The organism is Thermodesulfovibrionales bacterium (genome assembly GCA_026417875.1).
Lineage (GTDB): Bacteria > Nitrospirota > Thermodesulfovibrionia > Thermodesulfovibrionales > CALJEL01 > CALJEL01.
Genome location: JAOACK010000004.1, coordinates 15,316 through 38,391, shown reverse-complemented (window position 1 = coordinate 38,391; position 23,076 = coordinate 15,316). Strand labels below are relative to the sequence as shown.

Sequence of the window (23,076 nt, the reverse complement as noted above, 5' to 3'; positions counted from 1 at the left end):
TCAAAAAATCTATAAACCTGATAAAATATATTGTCCACAATTCTTGATGAAGGTCGCTCCGGAGCTCAGCGAATCCTTTGTTAGAGCCCTGGATATTATGGAGGGCTCAGATAAGCATGTCTTCATAACAGGCAAAGCAGGCACAGGGAAATCCACCCTTCTTGATTATTTCAGGAAAAAGACAAAGAAAAATATTGCTGTCCTTGCACCAACGGGAGTGGCTGCAGTGAATATTAAAGGTCAGACCATTCATTCCTTTTTTAATTTCAGACCTGATATAAATCCACATAGCGTAAAGAATATAAAACCAAGAAATAAAGAACTTTACGAAAAACTTGATGCCATTCTTATTGATGAGATATCAATGGTAAGGGCTGATCTTCTTGACTCTATTAATGAGTTTTTGAAGCTTCATGGAAAGAAAAAATCAGAGACCTTCGGCGGTATAAAGATGATATTTATTGGTGATCTTTATCAGCTTCCACCAGTTGTTAGTTCAAAAGAAAGAAATCTATTTACTGAACTTTACAGAAGTCCTTATTTCTTTGATGCAAAGGTTTTTGAAGATTTAGAGATAGAGTTTATCGAGCTTGAAAAGGTCTATCGACAGAAGGATGAGAGGTTTCTTGCAATACTTAATGCTATAAGAAACAATACAATTACAGATCAAGAGCTTGAAGAGCTTAATAAAAGATATATCCCTGATTTTATTCCAGACAGTAGATTTTATATTTACCTTACTACCACAAACAGCCTTGCTGATTCAATAAATAGGCAGAGACTTACCGAGATAAAGGGTAGGGAATATTCATATGAAGGCTTAGTTGTCGGAGACTTAAAAGAGACAGACCTTCCAGCACCTACTGTGCTCAATGTAAAGATTGGCTGCCAGGTAATGCTTCTTAATAATGATTCCTTTGGGAGATGGATTAATGGAAGTATTGGTACGGTAGTTGATATAGAAAAACATAGCGGTGCTTCTGACACAATATGGGTTAAGTTAGAAAATAAAGATGTCGTTGATATTACACCCTATACCTGGGAGATGTACGAATTTAGCTTTGATAGAAACTCTAAGACGATAGTTTCTAATATAATCGGTACATTTTCACAGTATCCGCTAAGACTTGCCTGGGCAATCACTATTCATAAGAGCCAGGGCCTTACCTTTGACAGGGTAATTATAGATATTGGAAGGGGAACCTTCTCCCACGGTCAACTCTATGTTGCCCTTTCACGATGCCGATCCCTTGATGGCCTTATATTGAAAAGACCTGTGACGAGAAAGGATGTATTAACGGACAGAAGAGTAGGAGATTTTATTTCAAAATGCCGGATGCTTGCAGAAAAAAGCTCTCCCTTAGTGAAAAGATTTCTATGATAGAAAGAGCAATCAAAGAGGGTAAGACCCTTTAAATCCTTTATTTTAAGGCAACAGATGAAAAATCAAGGAGAATAATAATTCCCCATGAGTTATCCGAAATTGAGGCTGATGGAAAGACCTTAAGGGGTCTCAAAGCATTCTGCAACCTAAAGAATGAGAAATGAATTTTTAATATAGAAAGAATACAGGAGCTAAAGATTCATTGAGGCTTTCCTTGACTCTTACCTTCTTATATTTTTATAATCAATTTCTATGATTGAAGATATCAATGAACTGATAGAGCAGAGAATAAAGAAGCTTAACGAGCTGAGGTCCATGGGTATTGATCCCTATGGATGCCCATATGATGTTTCCCATCTTGCCTCCGAAATACACAGACTTTATGGAGACAAAGATCAGGAGAGTCTTGAGCAGAATCCCCACGAGGTATCCATAGCAGGAAGGATCATAATGTTCAGGGATTTTGGCAAGGCCTCCTTTGCCCACCTTCAGGATTCAAGTGGAAGGATTCAGGTCTATTTCAGAAAGGACATACTTGGAGATAGATTTAACATTCTTAAGAAGATAGACATCGGTGATATTATCGGGGTTAAAGGAAGACTCTTCAGGACAAAGACAAATGAGCTTACAGTTGAGGTGAAGGATTTTGTAATTCTAACCAAGTCTCTGAGACCGCTTCCTGAGAAATGGCACGGGCTGAGAGATATTGAATTGAGATACAGGCAGCGTTATGTGGACCTAATAGTTAATCCTCAGGTAAAGGAGGTTTTTCAGAAAAGAAGCGCTATTATTAAATCCATAAGGGATTTTCTTGAGAAGGAAGGTTTCATAGAGGTTGAAACACCAATGATGCATCTCATTCCTGGTGGCGCAGCAGCAAAGCCTTTCAGAACCCATCACATTGCCCTGGGTATAGATCTTTATTTGAGGATTGCACCTGAGCTCTATCTCAAAAGACTGCTTGTTGGAGGGTATGAGAAGGTTTTTGAGTTGAATAAGAACTTCAGGAACGAGGGTATATCAACAAAGCACAATCCAGAATTTACAATGCTTGAGTTTTATATTGCCTATAAGGATTATAATTACCTCATGGATTTTACAGAGAGATTGATTACAGAGGTGGTTCTCAAAGTCTGCGGTAAATTAAAGATTGACTACGGAGATCACGAGATAGACTTTACTCCACCCTGGAAGAGACTTTCCTGGAAAGGTGCTCTTCTTGACCGTGGTGTGCCTGAGGAGGTCATCAGTGATCAAGAGTATGCAAAGAAATGGGCTCGTTCAAAGGGTATAGAATTAAAGGAAGGTCTTAGCCATGGAAAGGTACTTGATGAGATATTCAAGGAAATAGTTGAACCCTATCTTGTAGAGCCCACCTTTGTGATGGATTACCCTGTTGAGCTTTCGCCCCTTGCAAAAAGGAAAAAGGATGAGCCGGAATTTGTTGAGAGGTTTGAGCTCTACATTGCTCAAAGGGAGATTGCCAATGCCTTTTCAGAGCTCAATGATCCCTTTGACCAGAGGGAGAGATTTCTTAAGCAACTGGAGGCAAAGCTAAAGGGTGATGAGGAGGCTCATCCAATGGATGAGGATTTTATACGGGCACTTGAATACGGAATGCCACCTGCTGCTGGTGAAGGAATAGGTATAGACAGACTTGTTATGATTCTTACAAATTCTCAATCCATAAGGGATGTAATACTGTTCCCCCAGATGAAGCCTGAATCATGAATTCAAAGAGATTTTTGCCCTATCCACTTTTTATCTCTCTCAGATATCTTAAGTCAAAGAAGAGGCACAAAGGCATATCCTTTAATACCTTCATATCAATAGGTGGTGTTACACTCGGTGTTATGGCTCTGCTCACTGTACTCTCAGTCATGAGTGGTTTTCATGAAGATCTTCAGAGAAAGATACTCGGCGTTAATGCTCATGGAGTTGTCCTTAATTATAAAGGCACAATTGATGATTATCAAAGGGTAAAGTCCGTGATTGATGGGACAGAGGGAGTTGTTTCATCATCTCCTTTTGTCCTGGGGCAGGTGATGATTTCCTTTCAGGACAGGGCGAGGGGGGTTGTTTTTAAGGGCATTGTTCCTGAAATGGAGATAAAGGTATCAGAACTTGGTAAGGCAATGAAGGAAGGCTCACTTTATGAGCTTTCATCTAAAAGAGATCTGCCCGGTATTATAATAGGAAGGGAGCTCGCCAGATATCTTGGAGCCTATACTGGCGACAGGATAAATGTTATTTCACCAATGGGAGAGATAGGACCCCTCGGAATGATACCGAAAGTTAGACAATTCAGGATTGTGGGCATATTTGAAGTAGGCATGTTTGAGTATGATTCAAATCTCGCAATTGTCTCTTTAAGTGATGCGCAGGATTTTCTCAGGCTCGGCAATTCTGTAACAGGTATAGAGATAAGGGTAAAGGATATATATAAGGCAGACAGGGTAATTGCGGCAATCCAGAAAGACCTGGGTTATCCCTATTATGGGATGGACTGGGGTAAGATGAACAGGACACTCTTTTCTGCTTTAAAACTCGAGAAGTTTGCCATGTTTATAATCCTTACACTTATTGTTCTCGTGGCATCTTTTAATATTGTGAGTACATTGATGATGAATGTTATTGAAAAAGAGCGGGAGATAGCAATACTAAAAGCAATGGGTGCATCAGATAGAGGTATCATGGCTATATTCATGCTACAGGGATTAATCATTGGATCTATCGGCACACTTCTTGGTGTAGCCGGTTCTCTTGTACTCGGATACATAATAAATAATTATGAGATAATCAAACTTCCTCCTGATGTATATTACCTCAGTCATCTGCCGGTGAAACTCAAACTCTCTGATTATATAATCGTTCCTCTCTGCTCAATGCTCATAAGCCTTTTTTCAACGGTCTATCCTGCCTATCAGGCAGCAAGGCTTAATCCTGTGGAGCCATTGAGATATGAGTAAGTTTTTTAAATTTATTTTAAGAATTACCTTATATCTTATTATTATTGTGATCATCTTCACGGGCCTTTCTCTCTGGAGGGGTGGAGACTGGATACGATACGCTGGTAATATTATATATAAGGCATCGGAAGAGGCAGCCCGGACATCTGATAGTATTTACAATTCTAGAAAGTCTGCTGAGAGGTTCTGTGGTAAGGTAAAAAGAAAAATCACGGCTATCTTTAAAAAAGATGGAGACACTGATAAAGGTAGATAATCTTAAAAAGTCCTTTTTTACACCTGCAGGTGAACTCAGGATACTAAGGGGTATTGATCTTGAGATAAAAAAAGGCGAGATGGTTGCCATAGTTGGTGCCTCAGGTGTAGGAAAGAGTACCTTTCTCCACATTCTTGGCACACTGGACAGACCAACAGAGGGAAGGGTAATACTTGATAATACTGATCTTTTCAGTCTATCCGAAAAGGAACTTTTCAGGATAAGAAACAGCCAGATAGGTTTTGTATTTCAATTTCATTATCTTCTTCCAGAGTTTACTGCCCTTGAAAATATCCTGATACCGGCTATTATATATAGAAGTCAGAACAGAGAATTCAGGGGTCAGAAGTTTGATATCACACCATGGTATGAAAGGGCACTTTATCTCATGAAAGAGCTTGGTGTTCATGAAAGAAGGGATCACAGACCAGGTGAACTTTCAGGTGGTGAACAGCAGAGGGTTGCTGTTGCCAGGGCACTTATCCTTGAGCCGAGGGTGGTTCTTGCAGATGAACCAACGGGTAATCTTGATACTGCTACAGGAGAGGAGCTTTTTGAGCTCCTTGTTTACCTGAATAAAAAAAGGGGAATAACCTTTGTCATAGTTACGCATAACAGACAACTTGCTGATAGATGTTCAAGGATTCTGAAAATGATCGATGGAAGGATTTTTGAGGAAAGGTCATGAAAGGATTTTTTGTTACGGGAACTGATACAGGTGTTGGAAAAACAGTGGTATCGGCAATACTTATACATATACTGAAACTTCAGGGTCTTAAGACCTGTGCCATGAAACCCTTTGAAACAGGATGTCTTAGAGAAGGGGGAGTACTTATTCCATCAGATGGCATGTTTCTTAAAGATGCTGCAAATATGGAAGAATCAGTTAATTATGTAACGCCTGTTTGCCTTGAAAAGCCTCTTGCTCCAATGGTTGCTGCGGAACTTGAGGGTGTTGAAATTGATATGGAGAATGTCTGGAGGTCTTATGCTCATTTAAAGAAGAAATATGAGGCAATAATTGTGGAAGGAGTCGGTGGTTTACTTGTACCGATTAAAAAGGACTATTTTGTAGCTGATCTGATAAAGGATTTCGGTCTTCCGGTGATTGTGGTCTCAAGGCCGAAGCTTGGAACTATTAATCATACCCTTCTTACCTTAAGGGAACTCAGTCAGAGGGGAATAAGTGTAAAGGGAATAGTATTTAATTATTCATCACCACCGGAAGGCACAATTGCTGAGGAGACAAATCCCTCTGTTATATCAAGACTTACAGATATACCTGTTATAGGGGTTATTCCCTATTTAAAGTCCTTTGATCCTGAGACACTTATTCAAGTTGCAAGAAAAAATTTGAACCTGAAACTCCTTGAAGTATAAGATGGCTCTCAAGGGATTGATTATATCAGGTATGAGAGGTGGAAGTGGAAAGACACTCCTTTCACTTTCCATAATATCCTATCTCCATTTTAAAAAAGGTATGAAGGTTATCCCTTTTAAAAAGGGTCCTGATTATATTGATGCAGGATGGCTTTCAGTAGCAGCAGATAATCCCTGTTACAATCTTGATTCTTATCTGATACCCGAGGAAAGACTTATCCGCTCTTTTGTTTATCATTCAAAGGGAGATATATCGATAGTTGAAGGCAATAGAGGACTTTATGATGGCATGGATGTAGATGGTACCCACAGCACAGCAAGACTTTCAAAAATTCTTAATCTACCAGTAATTCTAATAATTGACTGTACTAAAATTACGCGTACAGCAGCAGCCCTTGTGCTTGGAGCAATGAGTCTTGACAGAGAAGTAAAAATAGCAGGTGTTGTTCTCAATCAGGTATCGGGCAGCAGACATGAATCCATCATTAGACAATCTGTAGAGAGATATTGCGGAGTATCTGTTATTGGTGCTATACCCAGACTCAATGAAGAGCTTCCTGAAAGACATATGGGCCTTCTGCCTCATCAGGAACATCACAGAAAAGATGCTATCATGCAACTTGCACTCACCATAGCAGAGAAATACCTGGATATAGAGGCAATTCTTGAGATTGCCGATACTCACTGTTCATGGCTCCAGGCAGCAGAAGATCCGGTCTTTTCTTTTCCACTCAGCCATTCTGCTTCAGGTATCAGGATTGGCATAATGAGAGATCCTGCTTTTCAGTTCTATTATGAGGAAAATCTGGAGACTTTAAGGCTCAGTGGTGCAGAGCTTGTAGAGATTAATGCACTGGAGGATTCCGCTATTCCTGATATAGATTGTCTTTATATAGGTGGAGGATTTCCTGAGACTAATGCTATTGATCTTTCAGAAAACAGAGGATTAATGCAAGATCTCAAAGATGCCATAGAGGATGGGCTTCCGGCATATGCAGAATGTGGTGGTATGATGTATCTTGGTAAGGAAATTATTTATAACGATAGGAGATATCAGATGGCAGGGATACTTCCAATGAGTTTTCTGATGAATGACAAACCAGTGTCTCATGGTTATACACTTCTTGAGGTAACAGGGAGGAATCCTTTCTATCCAGGAGGTCTTCAAATCAGGGGGCATGAGTTTCATTATTCAAGACCCGTAATTTCCGGTGACCTTACCTTCTCTTTTAGCATGAAACGAGGCGATGGTATAATGGATAAAAAGGATGGAGTCTGCTATAAAAACCTTCTTGCTACTTATACCCATGTACATGTTTATGGTACACCTCAATGGGCAGAGGGTTTAATAAAAAAAGCTATTGAATACAGGAGGAGAAAAGATGCTTAAGTGTCTCATTCATGTTAATGAACCTGAAAGATGGCCTGTGGCAGTTGGCAATATAATTAATCTTCTTAATGATGTGGGTGATACTAATATTAATGTTATAGTGGTAAGCAATGGTGCAGGCGTGAGAGGGTATGTGTCCTGTCCTGAGGAAGGCATAGGTGTTTGTCTGCCTGGTGCAATGGATGTCTTAAAAAAGATGGAAGAGCTTTCAAAGAGGGGAGTAAGGTTCCTTGCCTGCAGGAATGCACTCAGGGCAAACAATATTGATGAAAAAAGCCTGCCTTCCTTTGTAGAGGTTATACCTGCCGGAATGACAGAGCTCATAAAGAGACAAAATGAGGGATATGCATATATAAAGCCTTAGGGAGTAGGAGTTTGAAAGAAAAGATAAAGGAGTATCTTCTTAAAAGAGATTTTGATAAATTACTCGAGCTTGGAGAGCCGAGTAAGGTAGTAAGGGCACTTGTTAGCCTTTCCTATGATAAAACCTCTGAGATTGCCTGGAGAAGCATTGAGGCAATTGGTAGGATAGTTGCCATTGTTGCAAAAGAGAGGGCTGAATTTGGTAAGGATCTCCTCAGAAGGCTTCTCTGGAGTATAAGGGATGAGGCTGGAGGCATCGGGTGGAGCTCTCCAGAGATAATTGGTGAGATCGTAAGAAATGACCCTGAAAGATACCGGGATATACCGAAGATTCTCTGGTCTTTCATGGATGAGGAGTTTTTAAGAAAGGGGATCCTCTGGGCAATGGGAAGGATTGGAGAGGTGTCTCCAGAGCTTGTTGAGTTTGCTCTGCCCTTTCTCAGATTGATTGCAAAAAATGACAGTGACAGAGAAATGAGATTTTATGCAAGCTGGACTCTATGTAAGGTCGGTGAAGAGTACAGCGGAACTGAAAGAGATGAAAAAAAGGTTCTGATCTATGATGATGGAGTATTAAAGGAGATGGCTTTTTCTGAACTCAGAACCTGTAAAAAAAGTGGTGGACAGAGAGATAAAATTCCCCTGTCCTTACCGGAACAGGAGATATTCCATGGTGAAAAACAGGCATTAAGTTGTCCTTTTTGTAACTCGCCCCTGCAGAGACCGGGTGAACTCAAGAATGGCTTTGCTGACATCATAGGAGGGAGATGCCGATGCGGTGCCCTATATGCCTATGATCCATCTGGAAGAGCACTCGGTGAGACTCTTATGGATAGCCTTGCCATTTTATGCAAGGGTGATTATAATAAAGCGGTAAGTCTCGAGGAAGGTAAGGATTATCTGGTGAAATATTTCATTTACGAACCTGGCCTGAATCGTATAGTGAGGACAGGTTCAGTATCCTCAAGGAGGATGATATTTGTAAAGATCTTGATATAGTGAATGAGATAAAGGATAATCATGCATAAATAAATTTTTTTAATTTGACCAGAAGAGAAGTTATGTTGTATATACTATGACACAAAAATCTTTTTGAATGCTTATCAGGGAAAATTTAAAGTCATAATTTTAGATTTTTAAGAAAGGACAGTATTACTGTCAAAAAAAACAAAAAGGAGGTAAGGAAAATGCCCTTTATAGAATTTCAGGGTAAGCAGATTGAGGTTGATGAGGACGGTTATCTTGTTAACCTCAGTGACTGGTCTAAAGAGCTCGCAGAGTATATGGCCAGCAAGGATGGCATCACCCTTTCAGATGCTCACTGGGAGATCATTAACTTCCTCAGGGACTATTACCAGAAATACCAGATAGCACCAATGATCAAGATACTTGTCAAAGAAGTCGGCAAAGTTATGGGCCCAGATAAGGGAAATACTAAATACCTATACCAGCTCTTTCCTGATGGACCAGCAAAGCAGGCATGTAGATACGCAGGACTTCCAAAGCCAACAGGTTGTGTATAAAAAGCCGCCAGTAAAAGGGGCTATTTTTAATGAAATTAAAAAAGTTCCTTGAAGAGAGGAGACCCCTGATCCTTGAGAGGTGGTTCCAGACGCTTCTGGAGGAGTATCCTTCTCACGGAAGACAGTTCATAGCGAATATAAAGAAGGATAGATTTGAAAACCCGATGGGTTTTACCCTTTTTGAAGGATTGGAGGGTCTCTTTGATTATCTCCTCCATAAGAGAGACCTCAACGGAAACCTTGATACCTTTATCAGACTGAGGGCTGTCCAGGAACTAAAACCATCTCAGGCCCTAAGTTTTATCTTTATCCTGAAAAATATAATCCAGAAAGAAATATCAATCCTTTCTGATCAAACTCTTATGGAGGATTTTCTCTCTCTTTCTGAAGAGATTGATGCATTAGGTCTGAGACTTTTTGACATCTATATGGAATCAAGGGAGAGGTTGAACGAGGTAAGGTTCAATGAAATGAAAAATATGACAGCCTGGATACTGAAAAAGGTAAATATTCTTAAAGAATATTCTGAATAATAGATTTTTATAAAAAACTTTAAAAGAGGTTAGGAAGATGAGAATAGTGGGATCACTTTTGCTGGTTATAATTCTTATATTAATTGCTTATTTTGGTGCTGGAGTTGCTCAACTGAACTCACTCTTTGGAATAGTTATTCCATATTTTGCCTTCGCTATCTTCCTGCTGGGATTCCTGTGGAAACTTCTTAAATGGGGCCGTTCCTATGTGCCTTTCAGAATCCCCACAACAGGAGGTCAGCAGAAATCCCTTAAGTGGATTAAATGGAGTAAACTTGATAATCCCTCAACTCCTGCTGGTGTCGTTGGAAGAATGATCCTGGAGATCTTTTTAATGCGTTCCCTTTTCAGAAATACAAGAAGTGAGATCGTCTCTTCAAAGCTCGTTCATGGCTCATCAAAATGGCTATGGATAGGAGCAATGGCATTTCACTGGGCATTCTTCATTGTGCTGATAAGGCACATGAGGCTTTTTATAGAGCCAGTGCCAGGTTACGTACATCTTCTTGAGAGCCTTGATGGATTCTTCCAGATAGGCCAGCCCCGGCTGATGATGACAGGTGTAATTCTTATTGGTGCCGGGGTGTATCTTTTCTTAAGAAGATGGTATATCCCGCAGGTTCGTTATATGTCCCTTCCTGCTGATTACTTTCCTCTATTTTTGATAATAGCCATTGCTACTACAGGTGTTCTTATGAGATATTTTTCAAAAACAGATATCGTTGCTGTAAAGACATTACTTCTAAGCCTTATGACGCTAAGTCCTGAGATTCCTGAAAAGGCTAAGATTGACACAATATTTTATATCCATCTCTTTCTTGTAAGCATACTTCTTGCCTACTTCCCTTTCAGTAAGCTCATGCATCTAGGGGGAATCTTTATGAGTCCCACAAGAAATATGGCAAATAATCTCAGGTTCAAGAGACATGTCAACCCCTGGGATTATCCTGTTAAGGTTCATCACTATGAAGAATATGAAAATGAATTCAGGGACAAAATGAAAGCAGCAGGAATCCCTGTAGAAAAGGAGTGAGACCATGGCAAAATTACCAAAACCGCAGGAATTAATGAGTACAATAAACTTCCAGCCTCCAAAAGCAGACTGGAGGAGCCTCAAGGTTGAATTAAAAGATGGAATGTACTGCCATCCAGCAAAAAAGAAAGACCTTGAGCTTGTTGACTATCCCTATATAAGGGAATGGTCACCAAAGGATGAGGACTGGAAACTTCCCGAGAACTGGAAGGAACAGGTTCTTGAGGCTATAAGGCAGCGGCTCATAAGATTTCGCTCCTTCCATGTATTTATGGACATCTGTGTAAGATGCGGTGCCTGTGCTGATAAGTGCCATTTCTTCCTTGGCACAGGTGACCCAAAAAATATGCCTGTCCTCAGGGCAGAGCTCATGCGTTCAATTTACAGAAGATATTTCACACCTTCAGGCAAGATACTCGGAAGCATTGCAGGTACAAGGGAGCTAACACCTGATATCATAAAAGAGTGGTGGTACTATTTCTATCAGTGTACAGAGTGCAGGAGATGCTCTCTTTACTGCCCCTACGGGATAGATACAGCAGAGGTCACTATCATAGCCAGGGAGATACTTAATCTTCTTGGACTTCAGCTTGGATGGATTGCAGGACCTGTTGCTAACTGTTACTGGAAGGGGAATCACCTCGGTCTCGAGCCTCATACGATAAAGAGCAACATAGAATTTATGCTTGATGATATAGAAAATATTACTGGCATTAGGATAGAGCCATCCTTTAACAGAAAGGGTGCTGAGATACTCTTTATCACTCCTTCAGGTGACCTTTTCGGAGTTCCAGGTGTTTATACCTGCATGGGTTATCTCATGCTCTTTCACGAGCTTGGACTTGATTACACATGGAGCACCTATGCCTCTGAAGGTGGTAATTTCGGATTTTTCACATCCATGGAGATGGCAAAGAGACTTACCTATAAAATTTATGCAGAGGCAAAAAGGCTCGGTGTTAAATGGATTCTCGGTGGTGAGTGCGGACATATGTGGAGGGTATGGAATCAGTACCTTCCCACATTCTGGGAACCACCTGATAATCTTGAGGTTCCTGTATCACCCATTACAGGAACAAGATTTGAACATGCAAGATATTCCAAACTCGTCCATGTAGTGGAATTTACTGCAGATCTTATAAAACATGGAAAGCTGAATCTTGACCCGAGCAGAAATGACCATCTTGTTATTACCTGGCACGATTCCTGTAATACCTCAAGGGGTATGGGAATGTTTGAGGAGCCAAGATTCGTGATAAAGAATGTAGCAAGGAATTTTTATGAAATGCCTGACAACACAATCCGTGAGAGGACATTCTGCTGCGGGAGTGGCTCAGGACTGAATGCCTCAGAGAATATGGAACTCAGGATGAGGGGTGGATTCCCAAGGGCAATGGCAGTAAGGCATGTTAATGAAAAATATGGAGTGAATGTACTTGCCAATATGTGTGCCATTGACAGGGCAGCACTCCAGCCACTCATGGATTACTGGGTACCTGGAGTTACGGTAATGGGTGTTCATGAGCTCGTTGGAAATGCCCTTGTAATGAAGGGTGAAAAAGAGAGGACCCTGGATATGCGTGGTGAGCCTCTTCCAGGAAAGGAGGCAAAGGAAGAATGAAAAAGTATTTTTACATAGGAATAGTGCTCTTTCTTGTGATAGTTACCTATCCATTCTGGAGTGTATCTGGAAGGGCAATAAAAATGCCTGAGCCAAAACTTGATACACCTGAGATAGAAAAACTTATTGAAAAAAAATGTGTAGAACCAAAGGAGTTTATAAAGCGGGAGCATATGAAGCTTTTAAATGAATGGCGAGATGCTGCTTTAAGAGAAGGCAACAGGGTTTATGTAAACAGTGAGGGCAGAGAATTCACAGTCAGTCTCCAGAACACCTGCATGAAGTGTCATTCGAATAAAAAGAAGTTCTGTGATGAATGCCACACTTATGCCGGTGTGAAACCTTATTGCTGGGATTGTCACATTGCACCAAAGGAAGAGGAGGGCCAGATATGAGCATGGACAGAAGAGAATTTCTTAAACTCGCAGGTACAGGTACGATACTCGGTATAGCAGGTTTAGGGCTCTTTGAGAGGGTTACAGAGGAAGCACTCGCAGCTCAGTTTACTAAAGACCCGAAGGCCCTTAAAGCAAAGAGATGGGCCATGGTAGTTGACCTAAGAAGATTCAAGACAGAAGAGGATTACAGGAGGATAATAAATGCGTGCCACAGTATCCATAATGTGCCTGATTTTGGAAATCCAAAAGATGAGATAAAATGGATCTGGACAGATACCTACAAGCACACCTTTCCTGGTCAGGAACATTCCTTTTTACCTGAATGGCTTGAAACCAAACCTATCCCCCTTCTCTGTAATCACTGTGCAAATCCTCCCTGTGTTAGGGTCTGTCCTGTAAAGGCTACATTCAAGAAACCTGATGGAATAACAGAGCAGGATTACCACAGATGCATTGGCTGTAGATTCTGCATGGCAGCCTGTCCCTATGGAGCAAGGAGCTTTAACTGGAGGGATCCAAGACCCTTTATCAAGAAGACAAATAATGAATTTCCAACAAGAACAAAGGGTGTGGTTGAGAAATGCACCTTCTGTACAGAGAGGATTTCAAAGGGTTTAAAGCCTGCCTGTGTTGAGGAATCAAAAGGCGCGTTAATATTTGGAGACCTTATGGACCCTGATTCAGAGGTAAGACAGGTATTGAGAAAGGAGTTTACTATCAGGCGGAAGGCAGAGCTGGGTACTGATCCCAGCGTCTTCTATATTATAGGAGGTAGTGAAAATGTTTGAGAAGGCCCTTGAAGGAAGTAAAAGATACTGGATCTGGCTTATCATACTTGCAGCTATTTCGGGGATTGGCACCCTTTATTATCTTAAACAGCTTCAGTACGGATTGGGACTTACTGGTTTAAGCAGAGATGTATCATGGGGTCTCTATATAGGTCAGTTCACCTTCCTTGTAGGAGTTGCAGCTTCAGCTGTTATGGTGGTGCTTCCCTATTATCTTCATAACTATAAGGTCTTTGGTAAGATAACCATTCTTGGAGAGTTTCTAGCAATCCCATCAGTTATAATGTGCCTTCTTTTTATCTTCGTTGACATGGGCCAGCCAATGAGGATACTAAATGTCCTTCTTCATCCAACACCAAATTCCATACTTTTCTGGGACTCTGTAGTTCTCAGTGGTTATCTATTTTTAAACCTGCTTGTGGGCTGGACAGTCCTTCATGCTGAAAAGAAAGAGATTCCACCTCCAAAATGGATCAAACCTTTTATCTATCTTGCCATTATATGGGCACCCTCAATCCATACAGTCACGGCTTTCATTTACGCAGGGCTACCGGGAAGGCATTTCTGGCTTACTGCTATAATGGCAGCCAGGTTCCTGGCGTCAGCCTTCTCATCAGGACCAGCCTTATTAATAATCCTTGCTATGATTATTAGGAGATTTACGAAATTTGACCCCGGCAGAGAGGCAATTCAGGCTCTTGGAAAGATAGTCACATACTTCATGCTTACAAATGTATTCTTCTTGGGGCTTGAGCTCTTTACAGCCTTTTACAGTGGAATACCCGGTCATAAACATCCTTTCCAGTACCTATTTGTAGGGCTTGAGGGTCATGGAAGGCTTGTTCCTCTTATGTGGATGTCTGTGATACTGGCTATTTTATCACTTGTATTACTTCTCAATCCTGCAACAAGGAAAAATGAAAGAACCCTTGCAGTGGCAGCTGCAGCAGTATTTATATCCCTGTGGATAGAAAAGGGCTTTGGTCTTGTTGTTGGAGGGTTTGTGCCAAATCCTTTTGAGAGAGTTTTTGAATACTGGCCAACAGCACCCGAGACAATAATTACCTTAGGTGTATGGTCCACAGGACTTCTGATACTAACACTTTTATACAAAATAGCAACAACGGTAAAGGTGGAGGTTGGAGAATCAGCACCTCACTGAAATTAAAATATTTACATTGAAATCTAAAAGGGTGAGTTGGATACTCACCCTTTTTTTGCGTTAATGACTGAAACTCTTATTTTCCTCATACTGATTTGTGATAGCTAATTTTTTTGAAAATATTTTTAAAACTTTTTTATAATATTTCTATGGAAACATCTGTAGAACAATATGAAGAGCTTATTAAAAAAGGTTTTGAGTTAAAGAAAAAATTGAAAAAATGGTATATGAAGGAACCCTCATCAGTTCTTGAGATATGGCAGTTAAAACAGGGATTGATAGAGATTACACTTTTCTTGATGAAATTAGCCAAAGACTCGGTATCGACAAAAAAATTTCTTATTTATAGGATTTAATCAACAATTCATTGTTTTAAGAGCAATATAAGAATCCCAGATCAATTAAATATCTCATTTACTCTTAAATTCAGAGTTAAAATCAAATTTGACCTTACTTTTTCTCTTGTTTGACATTTTAAGGTACAAGCGGTTAGAATTAGTTATTTAATTTAAATAAATGGAGAGGTGCCGGAGTGGCCGAACGGGCACGACTGGAAATCGTGTGTGGAGCCTAAAAGCTCCACCGTGGGTTCAAATCCCACCCTCTCCGCCATAAAAAATTCGGAGGACGAGACTGTCTCCTTTTTCAACCAGGCAGCAGCCCTGCGCAACAGTCAGATACGAACCCCGTCAGGTCCGGAAGGAAGCAGCGGTAAGTATTCATGACTGGGTGCCGCAGTAAGTTGCTGCCTGGTTGAGAGGGGAGAAAGAAGGGTTATGTCATATCTGGTTCTTGCTAGGAAATGGAGACCACAGATATTTGATGACCTTGTTGGTCAGGCTCATATTATAAAGATATTAAAAAATGCAATCCTGCAGAATAAGATCGCCCATGCCTATGTCTTTTCAGGTCCAAGAGGTGTTGGCAAGACTTCAACTGCAAGGATTCTAGCCAGATCTCTTAATTGTGTGGAAGGACCAACTCCAGCGCCGTGTGGAAGGTGTGAGTTCTGCAACGGGATAAGAGACGGTTCTTCAATGGATGTTATAGAAATTGATGGTGCATCAAATAATAGTGTTGATGATATAAGAGAGATAAGAGAACGGGTAAGATATGCACCATCTGTTTCTGGAAAGTATAAGGTCTATATCATAGATGAGGCTCATATGCTCAGTGAGTCTGCCTTTAATGCCCTTCTGAAGACTATTGAGGAGCCTCCTGCTCACACGATTTTTGTCCTTGCAACCACCGCCTACAGAAAGATCCCCACCACGGTGCTCAGTAGATGCCAGCATCTTGCCTTCAGAAGGATTCCGAGAGATGTAATTATGGAAAGACTCAGATATATATGCAATATTGAAAATATAAAAATATCCGATGATGCCCTGGAGATTATTGCCCGTGCTGCTGATGGAAGTATGAGGGATTCACTGACCATACTTGATCAGGTCTCATCATTTGCTGATGAGATTACCGCAGATGATGTGGCTCAGCTACTAGGTGTGAGCGATTCAGTAATGGTCTCAGAGATTGCCCGGGCAATATTTGATGGAGATCAGAGGAGGATTATTTCTCTCATAGGTGAGGCGTCTGAGAGAGGTTCGGATCTCAGGACACTTTATAAGGATATCATAGTATTTTTAAGGGATATGTTTGTACTGAAGGTATTTGAAAGGGCCGGCATGAAAGACCAGAAGAATTATTTTGAGCTCTCCAGGAATGAGATTGAAGAGATGAAGAGATTACTGCCCAGTGTAACAGAAGAGGAACTTGTACTCATGATAAATGAACTCCTTAAAGGTGAAAATGATGTGAGAAATGCCATCTTTCCAAGGATTGCTCTGGAGGTTAATCTGCTCAGGGTGAGTTTATTTAAAGAGTTCAGCTCTGTAAGGGATCTTATAGGTAAACTCAAGACCTTGAAACCAGAGACTTCTGCTTTTTCAGGACAAACATTTTATTCTGACGGAGATAAAGAAAAAAAAACATTTGAAAAAACTTCAGAGCCTGTAGAGTCCGCCGAACCCGCTGGTACAATAGAAAAGAATTTTTCATTTGAAAAATTTCTGAAATTTATTGACGAGAAGAATCATGTCCTTGCATCAAAACTCATGCATGCAGATATAGAGATAAAAAACAATATGATTCATTTTAAGTTCAACGGTGGTCATGCATTTCTCGCAGAGCTCATTGAAGCAGAAAGGGATTTTATCAGCAAGGCTCTTGAAGAATTTTCAGGAAGAGTCTGGAAGATAAATATAAGTGCTTCGGAAAAGACAAAGACCTCCGATATGAATAATTTTAAAAAAGAGGTTCTTTCAAGACCTGAGGTCAGAGAGATAATGGAGCTCTTTGAAGGTTCTGTTATTGATATAAGGGAGAACAGGATTTAAAAATTTTTAAATCTTTAAAGGAGGCTTTAGATGTCAAAAAGGATTATAGGAGATCTGGTGAAAGAGGTCCAGAGGATTCAGTCTGAGATGCTTCGAGTTCAGGAAGAGGCGAAGAAAAAGACCGTTGAGGCATCTGCCGGTGGCGGTATGGTCATTGCCACTGCAAATGGAGCTGGAGAGATTGTTTCCATAAAGATTGAAAGGGATGTGGTCAATCCTGATGATTTGGAGATGCTTCAGGATATGATTGTTGCTGCAGTAAATGAGGCACTGAGAAGGGCTCAGGAGATGGTTCAGGAAGAGATGACCAAGCTTACAGGCGGACTCAATATACCCAATCTTGGTGCACTGGGAAATCTTTTTGGAAAATGAGCAGGGGTATAATAGAGAATCTTATAGAGGAACTTACAAAACTTCCAGGTATTGGAAGAAAGACTGCCCAGAGACTTGCCTTTTATATACTCAGCATGCCTGCTGAGGAGGCAAAGGCCATAGGAAAGGCTATTATAGAGGTAAAGGAAAAGGCAAGATTCTGCAGCCAGTGTTTTAATATAACTGATTCAGAGCTCTGCGAAATATGCAGTAACCCTTCAAGAGACAGAAAAAGGATATGTGTTGTTGAAGAGCCAAGCAATATAGCTGTTATTGAGCGAACAGGAGTATTCAAGGGGCTCTATCATGTCCTTCTTGGTAATATATCTCCCCTTGATGGTGGAAATATGAATAGTGTGAAACTCAGGGAACTTCTTGAGAGGGTATCTCTGGGAGTGGATGAGGTAATAATTGCGACCAACCCAAATACAAGAGGTGAACTAACAGCACAGTATATAAGGGAACTTCTGAAGCCCTATGGGGTGAAGGTTACGAGAATAGCCTACGGATTGCCGATGGGAAGTGATATTGAGTTTGCTGACGAGGTTACCCTTGGAAAGGCACTGGAGGGAAGAAGGGAGATTTAACTGCCCTTTATCCTTTCCTGCCATATTCTTGCTTTTCTGAGTATCTCCCTTTCATCTCCGGTCTTCAGCTCTCTCTGATTTATTACTATTTTGCCATCAATCATAACAGTCTCAACATCAGAAGACTTCATGGTATATACAATATGGGAATAGATATCATATACTGGAGTAAGATGGGGTTTATCGAGATTGCATATTATTAGATCTGCCTTTTTGCCCTTTTCAATACTTCCGGTCAATCCGCCCAGTCCTGTTGCTTCAGCAGCCCATCTTGTTGCCATCAGTAAAGCAGTTCTGGCATCAAGAACAGTCGGGTCAGAAGCTATTGCCTTATGGAGCTTTGCTGCCAGAGATATTTCACTCAGGACATCAAGGTCATTATTGCTTGCTGCACCGTCAGTGCCTGAGGTTACCTTCACGCCCTTTTTAATCATCAGTGGTAGAGGTGCTATGCCTGAGGCGAGTTTCAGATTGCTCTCAATACAGTGAGAAACAGAAGCACCGCTTTCAGCCATTAGATCTATTTCTCTTTCATCGAGCCACACGGCATGAGCTGCAATCACAGAGCTATCAAGAAATTCTATTGAATTGAGATATTCCACGGGTCTCTTATTGAAATTTTTTAAGGACTCCTTTACTTCCCATTCTGTCTCTGACAGATGAATGTGAAGTGGCACCTTATATCTTGCTGCAAGAATCTTTGACCTGATAAGAGTTTCTTTGCTGCAGGTGTATATTGCATGGGGTGCAACTGCAGGTCTTATATATTCATCGTCCTTCCATTTAAGTATAAAATCCTCTGCCCTTTTAAGATAGTCATCAGGTCCCTTACCACCTGGAGTGGGAAAATCTAAAATTCCGAGGCCTATGACTGCCCTCATTCCCATCCTTTTTGCTGCCTCTGCTGTAGCATCAGAGAAGAAGTACATATCGTTAAAGCATATAACTCCTGCCTTGAGCATTTCGAGACAGGCAAGTTCAGTGGCATCACTTACGAATTCTCTGCTAAGCCATTTTGCCTCAGCAGGCCATATGTGATTTTCAAGCCACTCCTTTAATGGCAGGTCATCTGCAAGTCCTCTGAAATAAACCATTGGAGCATGGGTATGGGTATTTATAAGTCCTGGCATTACAAGGCTGTACGAATTACCGATGACATTTGCTGAATAATAATTCTTTGAGATTTCATTATACGGGCCTGTATCCAAAATGATGCCATCCTTTACCGCAACAGCACCATTTCTTAACACTGTAAGCGCACTGTCTGCCGTAACTATGTATTCTCCATGGACTATATAATCAACCCTTTCCATGAATGATATTTTAACATAATATTTATCTTAAATCTAAACTCGCTGTAGAAAAGGAGCTTGAGATTGTTTTAGAAAAGGAATAAGATTATTAATTATTATAAGATTGAGGAGAATACTGGCATTCAGGATAATGTTTCAACCAAGATCACCATAAACAAACTGCATAAGGCTCAATGCCACTATTGAAGCAGTTTCTGCCCTGAGTATCCGGGGTCCGAGTCCCGCTGGAATAAAACCATAAGAAATAGCCAGTTCTACCTCTTTTTCAGAAAAACCACCTTCAGGACCTGTTATGCAGAAGAGTTTGAATTGTTGTTCTCTACCTTCATAACATGTTTTGACTGCAAATTCTTTCAGTCCCCTTTCGGCACCCTCATAGAAAATAAAACCTCTATGTCTTTCAGATCTGTCAAATTGTTTAAAGAATTCTTCAAAGAGAACCGGTTCATGCACAACTGGAATCTCGGTTCTTCCACACTGCCGCACTGACTCCTGAGCAATCCTGAGCCATCTTTTGTGTTTCTCCGTGCTTCTGACAATAGTCCTTGAGGTTATTACCGGATAAATCTCTTTAACGCCAAGTTCTGTTGCCTTCTGGATGACAAGGTCCATCTTCTCTGACTTCAGTATTGCCTGTACAAGTACGAGGAAAAGGGATGACTCCGTACTGCTTTTTTCTGTGGAGATAATTCTTGCTACAACCTCTTTTTTCTTTGTTGAGATTATCTCTGCTGTGTGAAGTTTACCTCTACCATCCAGTATCTGAAAGCCTTCCCCTTTATTGAGTCTCAATACATTAATAAGGTAATGGGCGTCCTGTCCTGAAATTCTTATCTCTTTCCCTGAGGATATTTCATTGGTAGGTATTATTAGGCGGGCCATCAAATATTTAAAAGGCCCCCGAAGGGGCCTTTCTTTTAAAGCTTTACTACATTGATCGCCTTTGGACCGCGTTCACCTTCTTCAATATCAAACTGTACGCGCTGACCTTCTGCAAGTGTCCTGAAACCATTTCCCTTGATGGAGGTGTAATGAACGAAGACATCGGGTCCATTATCCTGCTGGATAAATCCGAAGCCCTTCGCTTCATTAAACCACTTCACCTTTCCTTCGTACGGCATACTGCTAAAACCTCCTTCTTCTCCTGACTTCTCAGGTAACTCAGCCTGATAACTACAGGCAGGCAAATGAAACTCCATTTACCATCCATGTTTAGCATACCTTAACTAAGGTTAAAAAGTAAAGTTAAATTTCTTTCTCTATTTTGGGAGCAGTAATCTTAAGAAAAAATCTTGCCTTCCCAAGGTTTCCACCTGGTTCTGTTACAAGGACTAAATAATACTCAGGCGAGATCTTCCTGAGAGCAATCTTATACCTTTCTGTGGTGACAGAGAATTCATCCATGTTTCCAAGCTGGAGATTTTCAAGTGCGAAATTCATGGTTTTTAAAATTGCAGAGAATTCAGCGCTCAAAGCTGACTGGTCAATAGAGTCTTTCTTTATATAAGCCTCAACAGGTATTCCATCAGATGCTATTATAAATGCACCTACAGAGCCTTCTACCTTGGTCACTACATCCTTAAGAATTTCTGAGAAACTCATTCTTCCTCTTTTTTATAGCCTCAAGGAAATTCGTAAGCTGCTGGACTATAAGTTCATTTCCCTTACCCAGTAACTTAAGAAGCTGTCTTGAGTTCTTCAAGCCTCTGTATGACTCTTCTGTCACCAGGATAATCTTCAAGCATTTTTTTGTAGGCTTCCAATGCTTTGATATAGTTACCCTGCGCTATGAGTCGATCTGGATAGGAAAAATCAGGTTCTGTTCTTTCAATAGTATATTTAGTATCCCTTATAGTTTCACGCTCAGAAGAGTCAGCTTTAAAATATTGAGTATTAAGAACTGATTCTTCCATCTCAGATTTAGAAGACTCAATAAAAAAATCATCCTCCGAAATTTCCTGAATTTCTTGAATCTCTTCAGTGGGAGGTTCAGCTCCTGAAAGAATAGAATTAGCTGGTTTTTCAATTTCCCCAGTTGTACTTTCTACCATCTCAGGAGTTTCATCATGGAGTATTTCTTTAGAATAAAATTCATTTTTAAATTTTTCAAATTCATCATCACTGAAAGAGGTCTGGCTCAATGGCATAAAACCTTCAAGCTCAAAGTGTTCCGGTTCTTTCTCCTCATGTGGAGCACTGGTTGTTTTCTGCTCAGATTTGAGCTCAATGGGTTTTGATGCAGGAGGTTCAGGTATTCTTTCTTCAATCTTTTTTGACTTCAGTTCTTCAAGATTTAGCTTTGCCTCTTCATCGAGGGGATTGAGTTTTAAAATCCTGCTATAGGCATCAATGGCTTCTGGTATTTCTCCAAGCTCAGCAGAGATTTCTGCTATCTTTTTGAGAGCAAACAGATTATCAGGTATGGCGGTAACAACCTTCTTGAATTCCTCTTTTGCCTCCCTGAGCATCTTCTTTTCTAGATATATCTTTCCAAGTGCAACTCTCGCCGTCATATAGCTGGGCTGACTTTCCAGACCTTTAAGAAGTACGGATATGGCTTCATCGAGCATGCCCATCTTTCTGTATTCCTCTGCAAGGGGAACAAAGAGTTTTGAAAGAGGATCTTTTTCAACCTTTTCTTTCAGTTTTTCAATTTCTTCCTTTGCCATGTTATTATAATTTTGCTTGAAATCCTTTAAAAAGTCAATATCTTATATTTTGTTGAATTTAAGAGTGCGGGGCTCGCACACATGTCATTTAAATATGCAAAATTATAGATTTCCTTCTGGAGATTAATAATTTTATCTGCCGGATGTGCCTTAATTATCTGCTAACAGTGAGTGGACTGTAAAATATAAATATGAAAGAAAAGCAGAAGAAATCTTAAAAGAAATAAATTTTATGTTTATAATTAAATAAAGATGAATAAAAGAATGGTAATAATTTTGGCCCTTATCGCCATTGCAGGATATTTTTACGGCTTATCACCTGCTCAGGAAAAAGATTTAAATTATGAGAAGATAAAACTTCCATTACCGAAACAGGATGGTAATATCTCTGTAGAAAGAGCCCTGCTTGAGAGAAGATCTATTAGAGATCTTAAAGATGATCCATTAACAATTAATGAGATCTCCCAGTTACTCTGGGCAGCTCAGGGAATAACTGATCCCGAAGGGTTCAGGACCGCACCATCAGCCGGTGCGCTTTATCCCCTTGAGGTTTATGTGGTTATTTTCAATGTTAGAGAGATTACAAAAGGGGTTTACAAGTACAATCCTGTCAGACATGAACTCAGAAGGGTTAAATCTGGTGATTTTAAAAAAGAGCTTATCCTTGCTGCTTCAGGACAGTACTGGGTCGGTAAGGGCTCTGCTGTTATTGTACTTTCTGCTGTTTATGAACGGACAACAAAAAAATATGGAGAAAGAGGTAAAAGGTATGTTCATATGGAAGCAGGTCATGCATCGCAGAATATCTATCTGCAGGCACAGTCTCTGAATCTTGGAACAGTTGCGATTGGTGCTTTCATTGATGAGGCAGTAAAAAAGGTTTTGAATATGCCCGATGAAGAACATCCTCTTTATCTCATGCCTGTAGGAAGGAGAAGATAA

At 40.5% G+C, this 23,076-nt stretch carries 26 protein-coding genes, 1 tRNA gene and 1 other RNA gene; 23 read left to right on the top strand and 5 right to left on the bottom strand.

Annotated features, from left to right (window positions below):
* Positions 1 to 46 precede the first annotated feature (46 nt).
* The 22 genes from N2257_01595 (at position 47) to recR (ending at position 18,152) form a co-directional block, all read left to right on the top strand.
* A complete protein-coding gene (locus N2257_01595; protein ID MCX7793091.1) occupies positions 47 to 1,381 on the top strand; it encodes a DEAD/DEAH box helicase in 1,335 nt (444 codons plus the stop codon).
* A gap of 255 nt (positions 1,382 to 1,636) precedes the next feature.
* Positions 1,637 to 3,115: a lysine--tRNA ligase gene (gene lysS, locus N2257_01590; protein ID MCX7793090.1), complete on the top strand. Its 1,479-nt coding sequence runs from the start codon at positions 1,637 to 1,639 to the stop codon at positions 3,113 to 3,115.
* Positions 3,112 to 4,353, top strand: a complete 1,242-nt coding sequence (locus N2257_01585; protein MCX7793089.1) for a lipoprotein-releasing ABC transporter permease subunit — start codon at positions 3,112 to 3,114, stop codon at positions 4,351 to 4,353. The genes lysS and N2257_01585 overlap by 4 nt, the downstream gene beginning before the upstream one ends.
* Entirely contained in the window at positions 4,346 to 4,609 is a 264-nt protein-coding gene (locus N2257_01580) for a hypothetical protein (GenBank protein MCX7793088.1), read from the top strand. Before N2257_01585 ends, N2257_01580 begins: the two co-directional genes overlap by 8 nt.
* A complete protein-coding gene (locus N2257_01575) occupies positions 4,584 to 5,297 on the top strand; it encodes an ABC transporter ATP-binding protein (GenBank protein MCX7793087.1) in 714 nt (237 codons plus the stop codon). The genes N2257_01580 and N2257_01575 overlap by 26 nt, the downstream gene beginning before the upstream one ends.
* Positions 5,294 to 5,989 (top strand): dethiobiotin synthase, encoded by a 696-nt coding sequence (bioD, locus tag N2257_01570; protein MCX7793086.1) that lies wholly within the window; start codon positions 5,294 to 5,296, stop codon positions 5,987 to 5,989. The genes N2257_01575 and bioD overlap by 4 nt, the downstream gene beginning before the upstream one ends.
* A gap of 1 nt (position 5,990) precedes the next feature.
* Positions 5,991 to 7,379: a hydrogenobyrinic acid a,c-diamide synthase (glutamine-hydrolyzing) gene (gene cobB, locus N2257_01565; GenBank protein ID MCX7793085.1), complete on the top strand. Its 1,389-nt coding sequence runs from the start codon at positions 5,991 to 5,993 to the stop codon at positions 7,377 to 7,379.
* The gene (locus tag N2257_01560) at positions 7,372 to 7,743 is read left to right on the top strand and encodes a DsrE family protein (protein MCX7793084.1); all 372 of its coding nucleotides are present in this window, start codon (positions 7,372 to 7,374) and stop codon (positions 7,741 to 7,743) included. Before cobB ends, N2257_01560 begins: the two co-directional genes overlap by 8 nt.
* Positions 7,744 to 7,754: 11 nt before the next feature.
* A complete protein-coding gene (locus tag N2257_01555) occupies positions 7,755 to 8,741 on the top strand; it encodes a HEAT repeat domain-containing protein (GenBank protein MCX7793083.1) in 987 nt (328 codons plus the stop codon).
* Between the two features lie 188 nt (positions 8,742 to 8,929).
* The gene (locus N2257_01550; GenBank protein MCX7793082.1) at positions 8,930 to 9,265 is read left to right on the top strand and encodes a TusE/DsrC/DsvC family sulfur relay protein; all 336 of its coding nucleotides are present in this window, start codon (positions 8,930 to 8,932) and stop codon (positions 9,263 to 9,265) included.
* A gap of 29 nt (positions 9,266 to 9,294) precedes the next feature.
* Positions 9,295 to 9,798 carry an RsbRD N-terminal domain-containing protein gene (locus tag N2257_01545; protein ID MCX7793081.1) on the top strand — a complete coding sequence of 168 codons (504 nt, stop codon included), beginning with the start codon at positions 9,295 to 9,297 and terminating at the stop codon, positions 9,796 to 9,798.
* A 37-nt stretch (positions 9,799 to 9,835) separates the two neighbouring features.
* Positions 9,836 to 10,831: a sulfate reduction electron transfer complex DsrMKJOP subunit DsrM gene (dsrM, locus tag N2257_01540; protein MCX7793080.1), complete on the top strand. Its 996-nt coding sequence runs from the start codon at positions 9,836 to 9,838 to the stop codon at positions 10,829 to 10,831.
* A 4-nt stretch (positions 10,832 to 10,835) separates the two neighbouring features.
* The gene (locus N2257_01535; protein ID MCX7793079.1) at positions 10,836 to 12,452 is read left to right on the top strand and encodes a (Fe-S)-binding protein; all 1,617 of its coding nucleotides are present in this window, start codon (positions 10,836 to 10,838) and stop codon (positions 12,450 to 12,452) included.
* Entirely contained in the window at positions 12,449 to 12,847 is a 399-nt protein-coding gene (dsrJ, locus tag N2257_01530; GenBank protein MCX7793078.1) for a sulfate reduction electron transfer complex DsrMKJOP subunit DsrJ, read from the top strand. The genes N2257_01535 and dsrJ overlap by 4 nt, the downstream gene beginning before the upstream one ends.
* On the top strand, positions 12,844 to 13,638 hold the full coding sequence (locus N2257_01525; protein ID MCX7793077.1) for a 4Fe-4S dicluster domain-containing protein: 795 nt from the start codon (positions 12,844 to 12,846) through the stop codon (positions 13,636 to 13,638). The genes dsrJ and N2257_01525 overlap by 4 nt, the downstream gene beginning before the upstream one ends.
* Positions 13,631 to 14,800 (top strand): polysulfide reductase NrfD, encoded by a 1,170-nt coding sequence (nrfD, locus tag N2257_01520; GenBank protein ID MCX7793076.1) that lies wholly within the window; start codon positions 13,631 to 13,633, stop codon positions 14,798 to 14,800. Before N2257_01525 ends, nrfD begins: the two co-directional genes overlap by 8 nt.
* Positions 14,801 to 14,949: 149 nt before the next feature.
* Positions 14,950 to 15,156, top strand: coding sequence for a hypothetical protein (locus N2257_01515; protein MCX7793075.1), 207 nt, complete (start codon positions 14,950 to 14,952; stop codon positions 15,154 to 15,156).
* 162 nt (positions 15,157 to 15,318) lie between these two features.
* Positions 15,319 to 15,412: transfer RNA gene (locus N2257_01510), tRNA-Ser, on the top strand.
* 41 nt (positions 15,413 to 15,453) lie between these two features.
* Positions 15,454 to 15,552: signal recognition particle sRNA small type (gene ffs, locus N2257_01505), an RNA gene on the top strand.
* 24 nt (positions 15,553 to 15,576) lie between these two features.
* Entirely contained in the window at positions 15,577 to 17,193 is a 1,617-nt protein-coding gene (gene dnaX, locus N2257_01500) for a DNA polymerase III subunit gamma/tau (GenBank protein ID MCX7793074.1), read from the top strand.
* A gap of 30 nt (positions 17,194 to 17,223) precedes the next feature.
* Entirely contained in the window at positions 17,224 to 17,565 is a 342-nt protein-coding gene (locus N2257_01495; GenBank protein MCX7793073.1) for a YbaB/EbfC family nucleoid-associated protein, read from the top strand.
* Positions 17,562 to 18,152 (top strand): recombination mediator RecR, encoded by a 591-nt coding sequence (recR, locus tag N2257_01490; GenBank protein MCX7793072.1) that lies wholly within the window; start codon positions 17,562 to 17,564, stop codon positions 18,150 to 18,152. Before N2257_01495 ends, recR begins: the two co-directional genes overlap by 4 nt.
* Here recR and N2257_01485 read toward each other — a convergent pair.
* From N2257_01485 to N2257_01465, 5 genes are all read right to left on the bottom strand, one after another.
* Positions 18,149 to 19,465 (bottom strand): amidohydrolase family protein, encoded by a 1,317-nt coding sequence (locus tag N2257_01485; protein MCX7793071.1) that lies wholly within the window; start codon positions 19,463 to 19,465, stop codon positions 18,149 to 18,151. The genes recR and N2257_01485 overlap by 4 nt on opposite strands.
* A gap of 135 nt (positions 19,466 to 19,600) precedes the next feature.
* Positions 19,601 to 20,347: a 16S rRNA (uracil(1498)-N(3))-methyltransferase gene (locus N2257_01480; protein MCX7793070.1), complete on the bottom strand. Its 747-nt coding sequence runs from the start codon at positions 20,345 to 20,347 to the stop codon at positions 19,601 to 19,603.
* Between the two features lie 35 nt (positions 20,348 to 20,382).
* Positions 20,383 to 20,586, bottom strand: a complete 204-nt coding sequence (locus N2257_01475) for a cold shock domain-containing protein (protein ID MCX7793069.1) — start codon at positions 20,584 to 20,586, stop codon at positions 20,383 to 20,385.
* Between the two features lie 124 nt (positions 20,587 to 20,710).
* Positions 20,711 to 21,067 (bottom strand): hypothetical protein, encoded by a 357-nt coding sequence (locus N2257_01470; GenBank protein MCX7793068.1) that lies wholly within the window; start codon positions 21,065 to 21,067, stop codon positions 20,711 to 20,713.
* 74 nt (positions 21,068 to 21,141) lie between these two features.
* A complete protein-coding gene (locus N2257_01465) occupies positions 21,142 to 22,134 on the bottom strand; it encodes a hypothetical protein (protein ID MCX7793067.1) in 993 nt (330 codons plus the stop codon).
* A gap of 252 nt (positions 22,135 to 22,386) precedes the next feature.
* Here N2257_01465 and N2257_01460 point away from each other — a divergent pair, with 252 nt between their 5' ends.
* On the top strand, positions 22,387 to 23,076 hold the full coding sequence (locus N2257_01460) for a SagB/ThcOx family dehydrogenase (GenBank protein ID MCX7793066.1): 690 nt from the start codon (positions 22,387 to 22,389) through the stop codon (positions 23,074 to 23,076).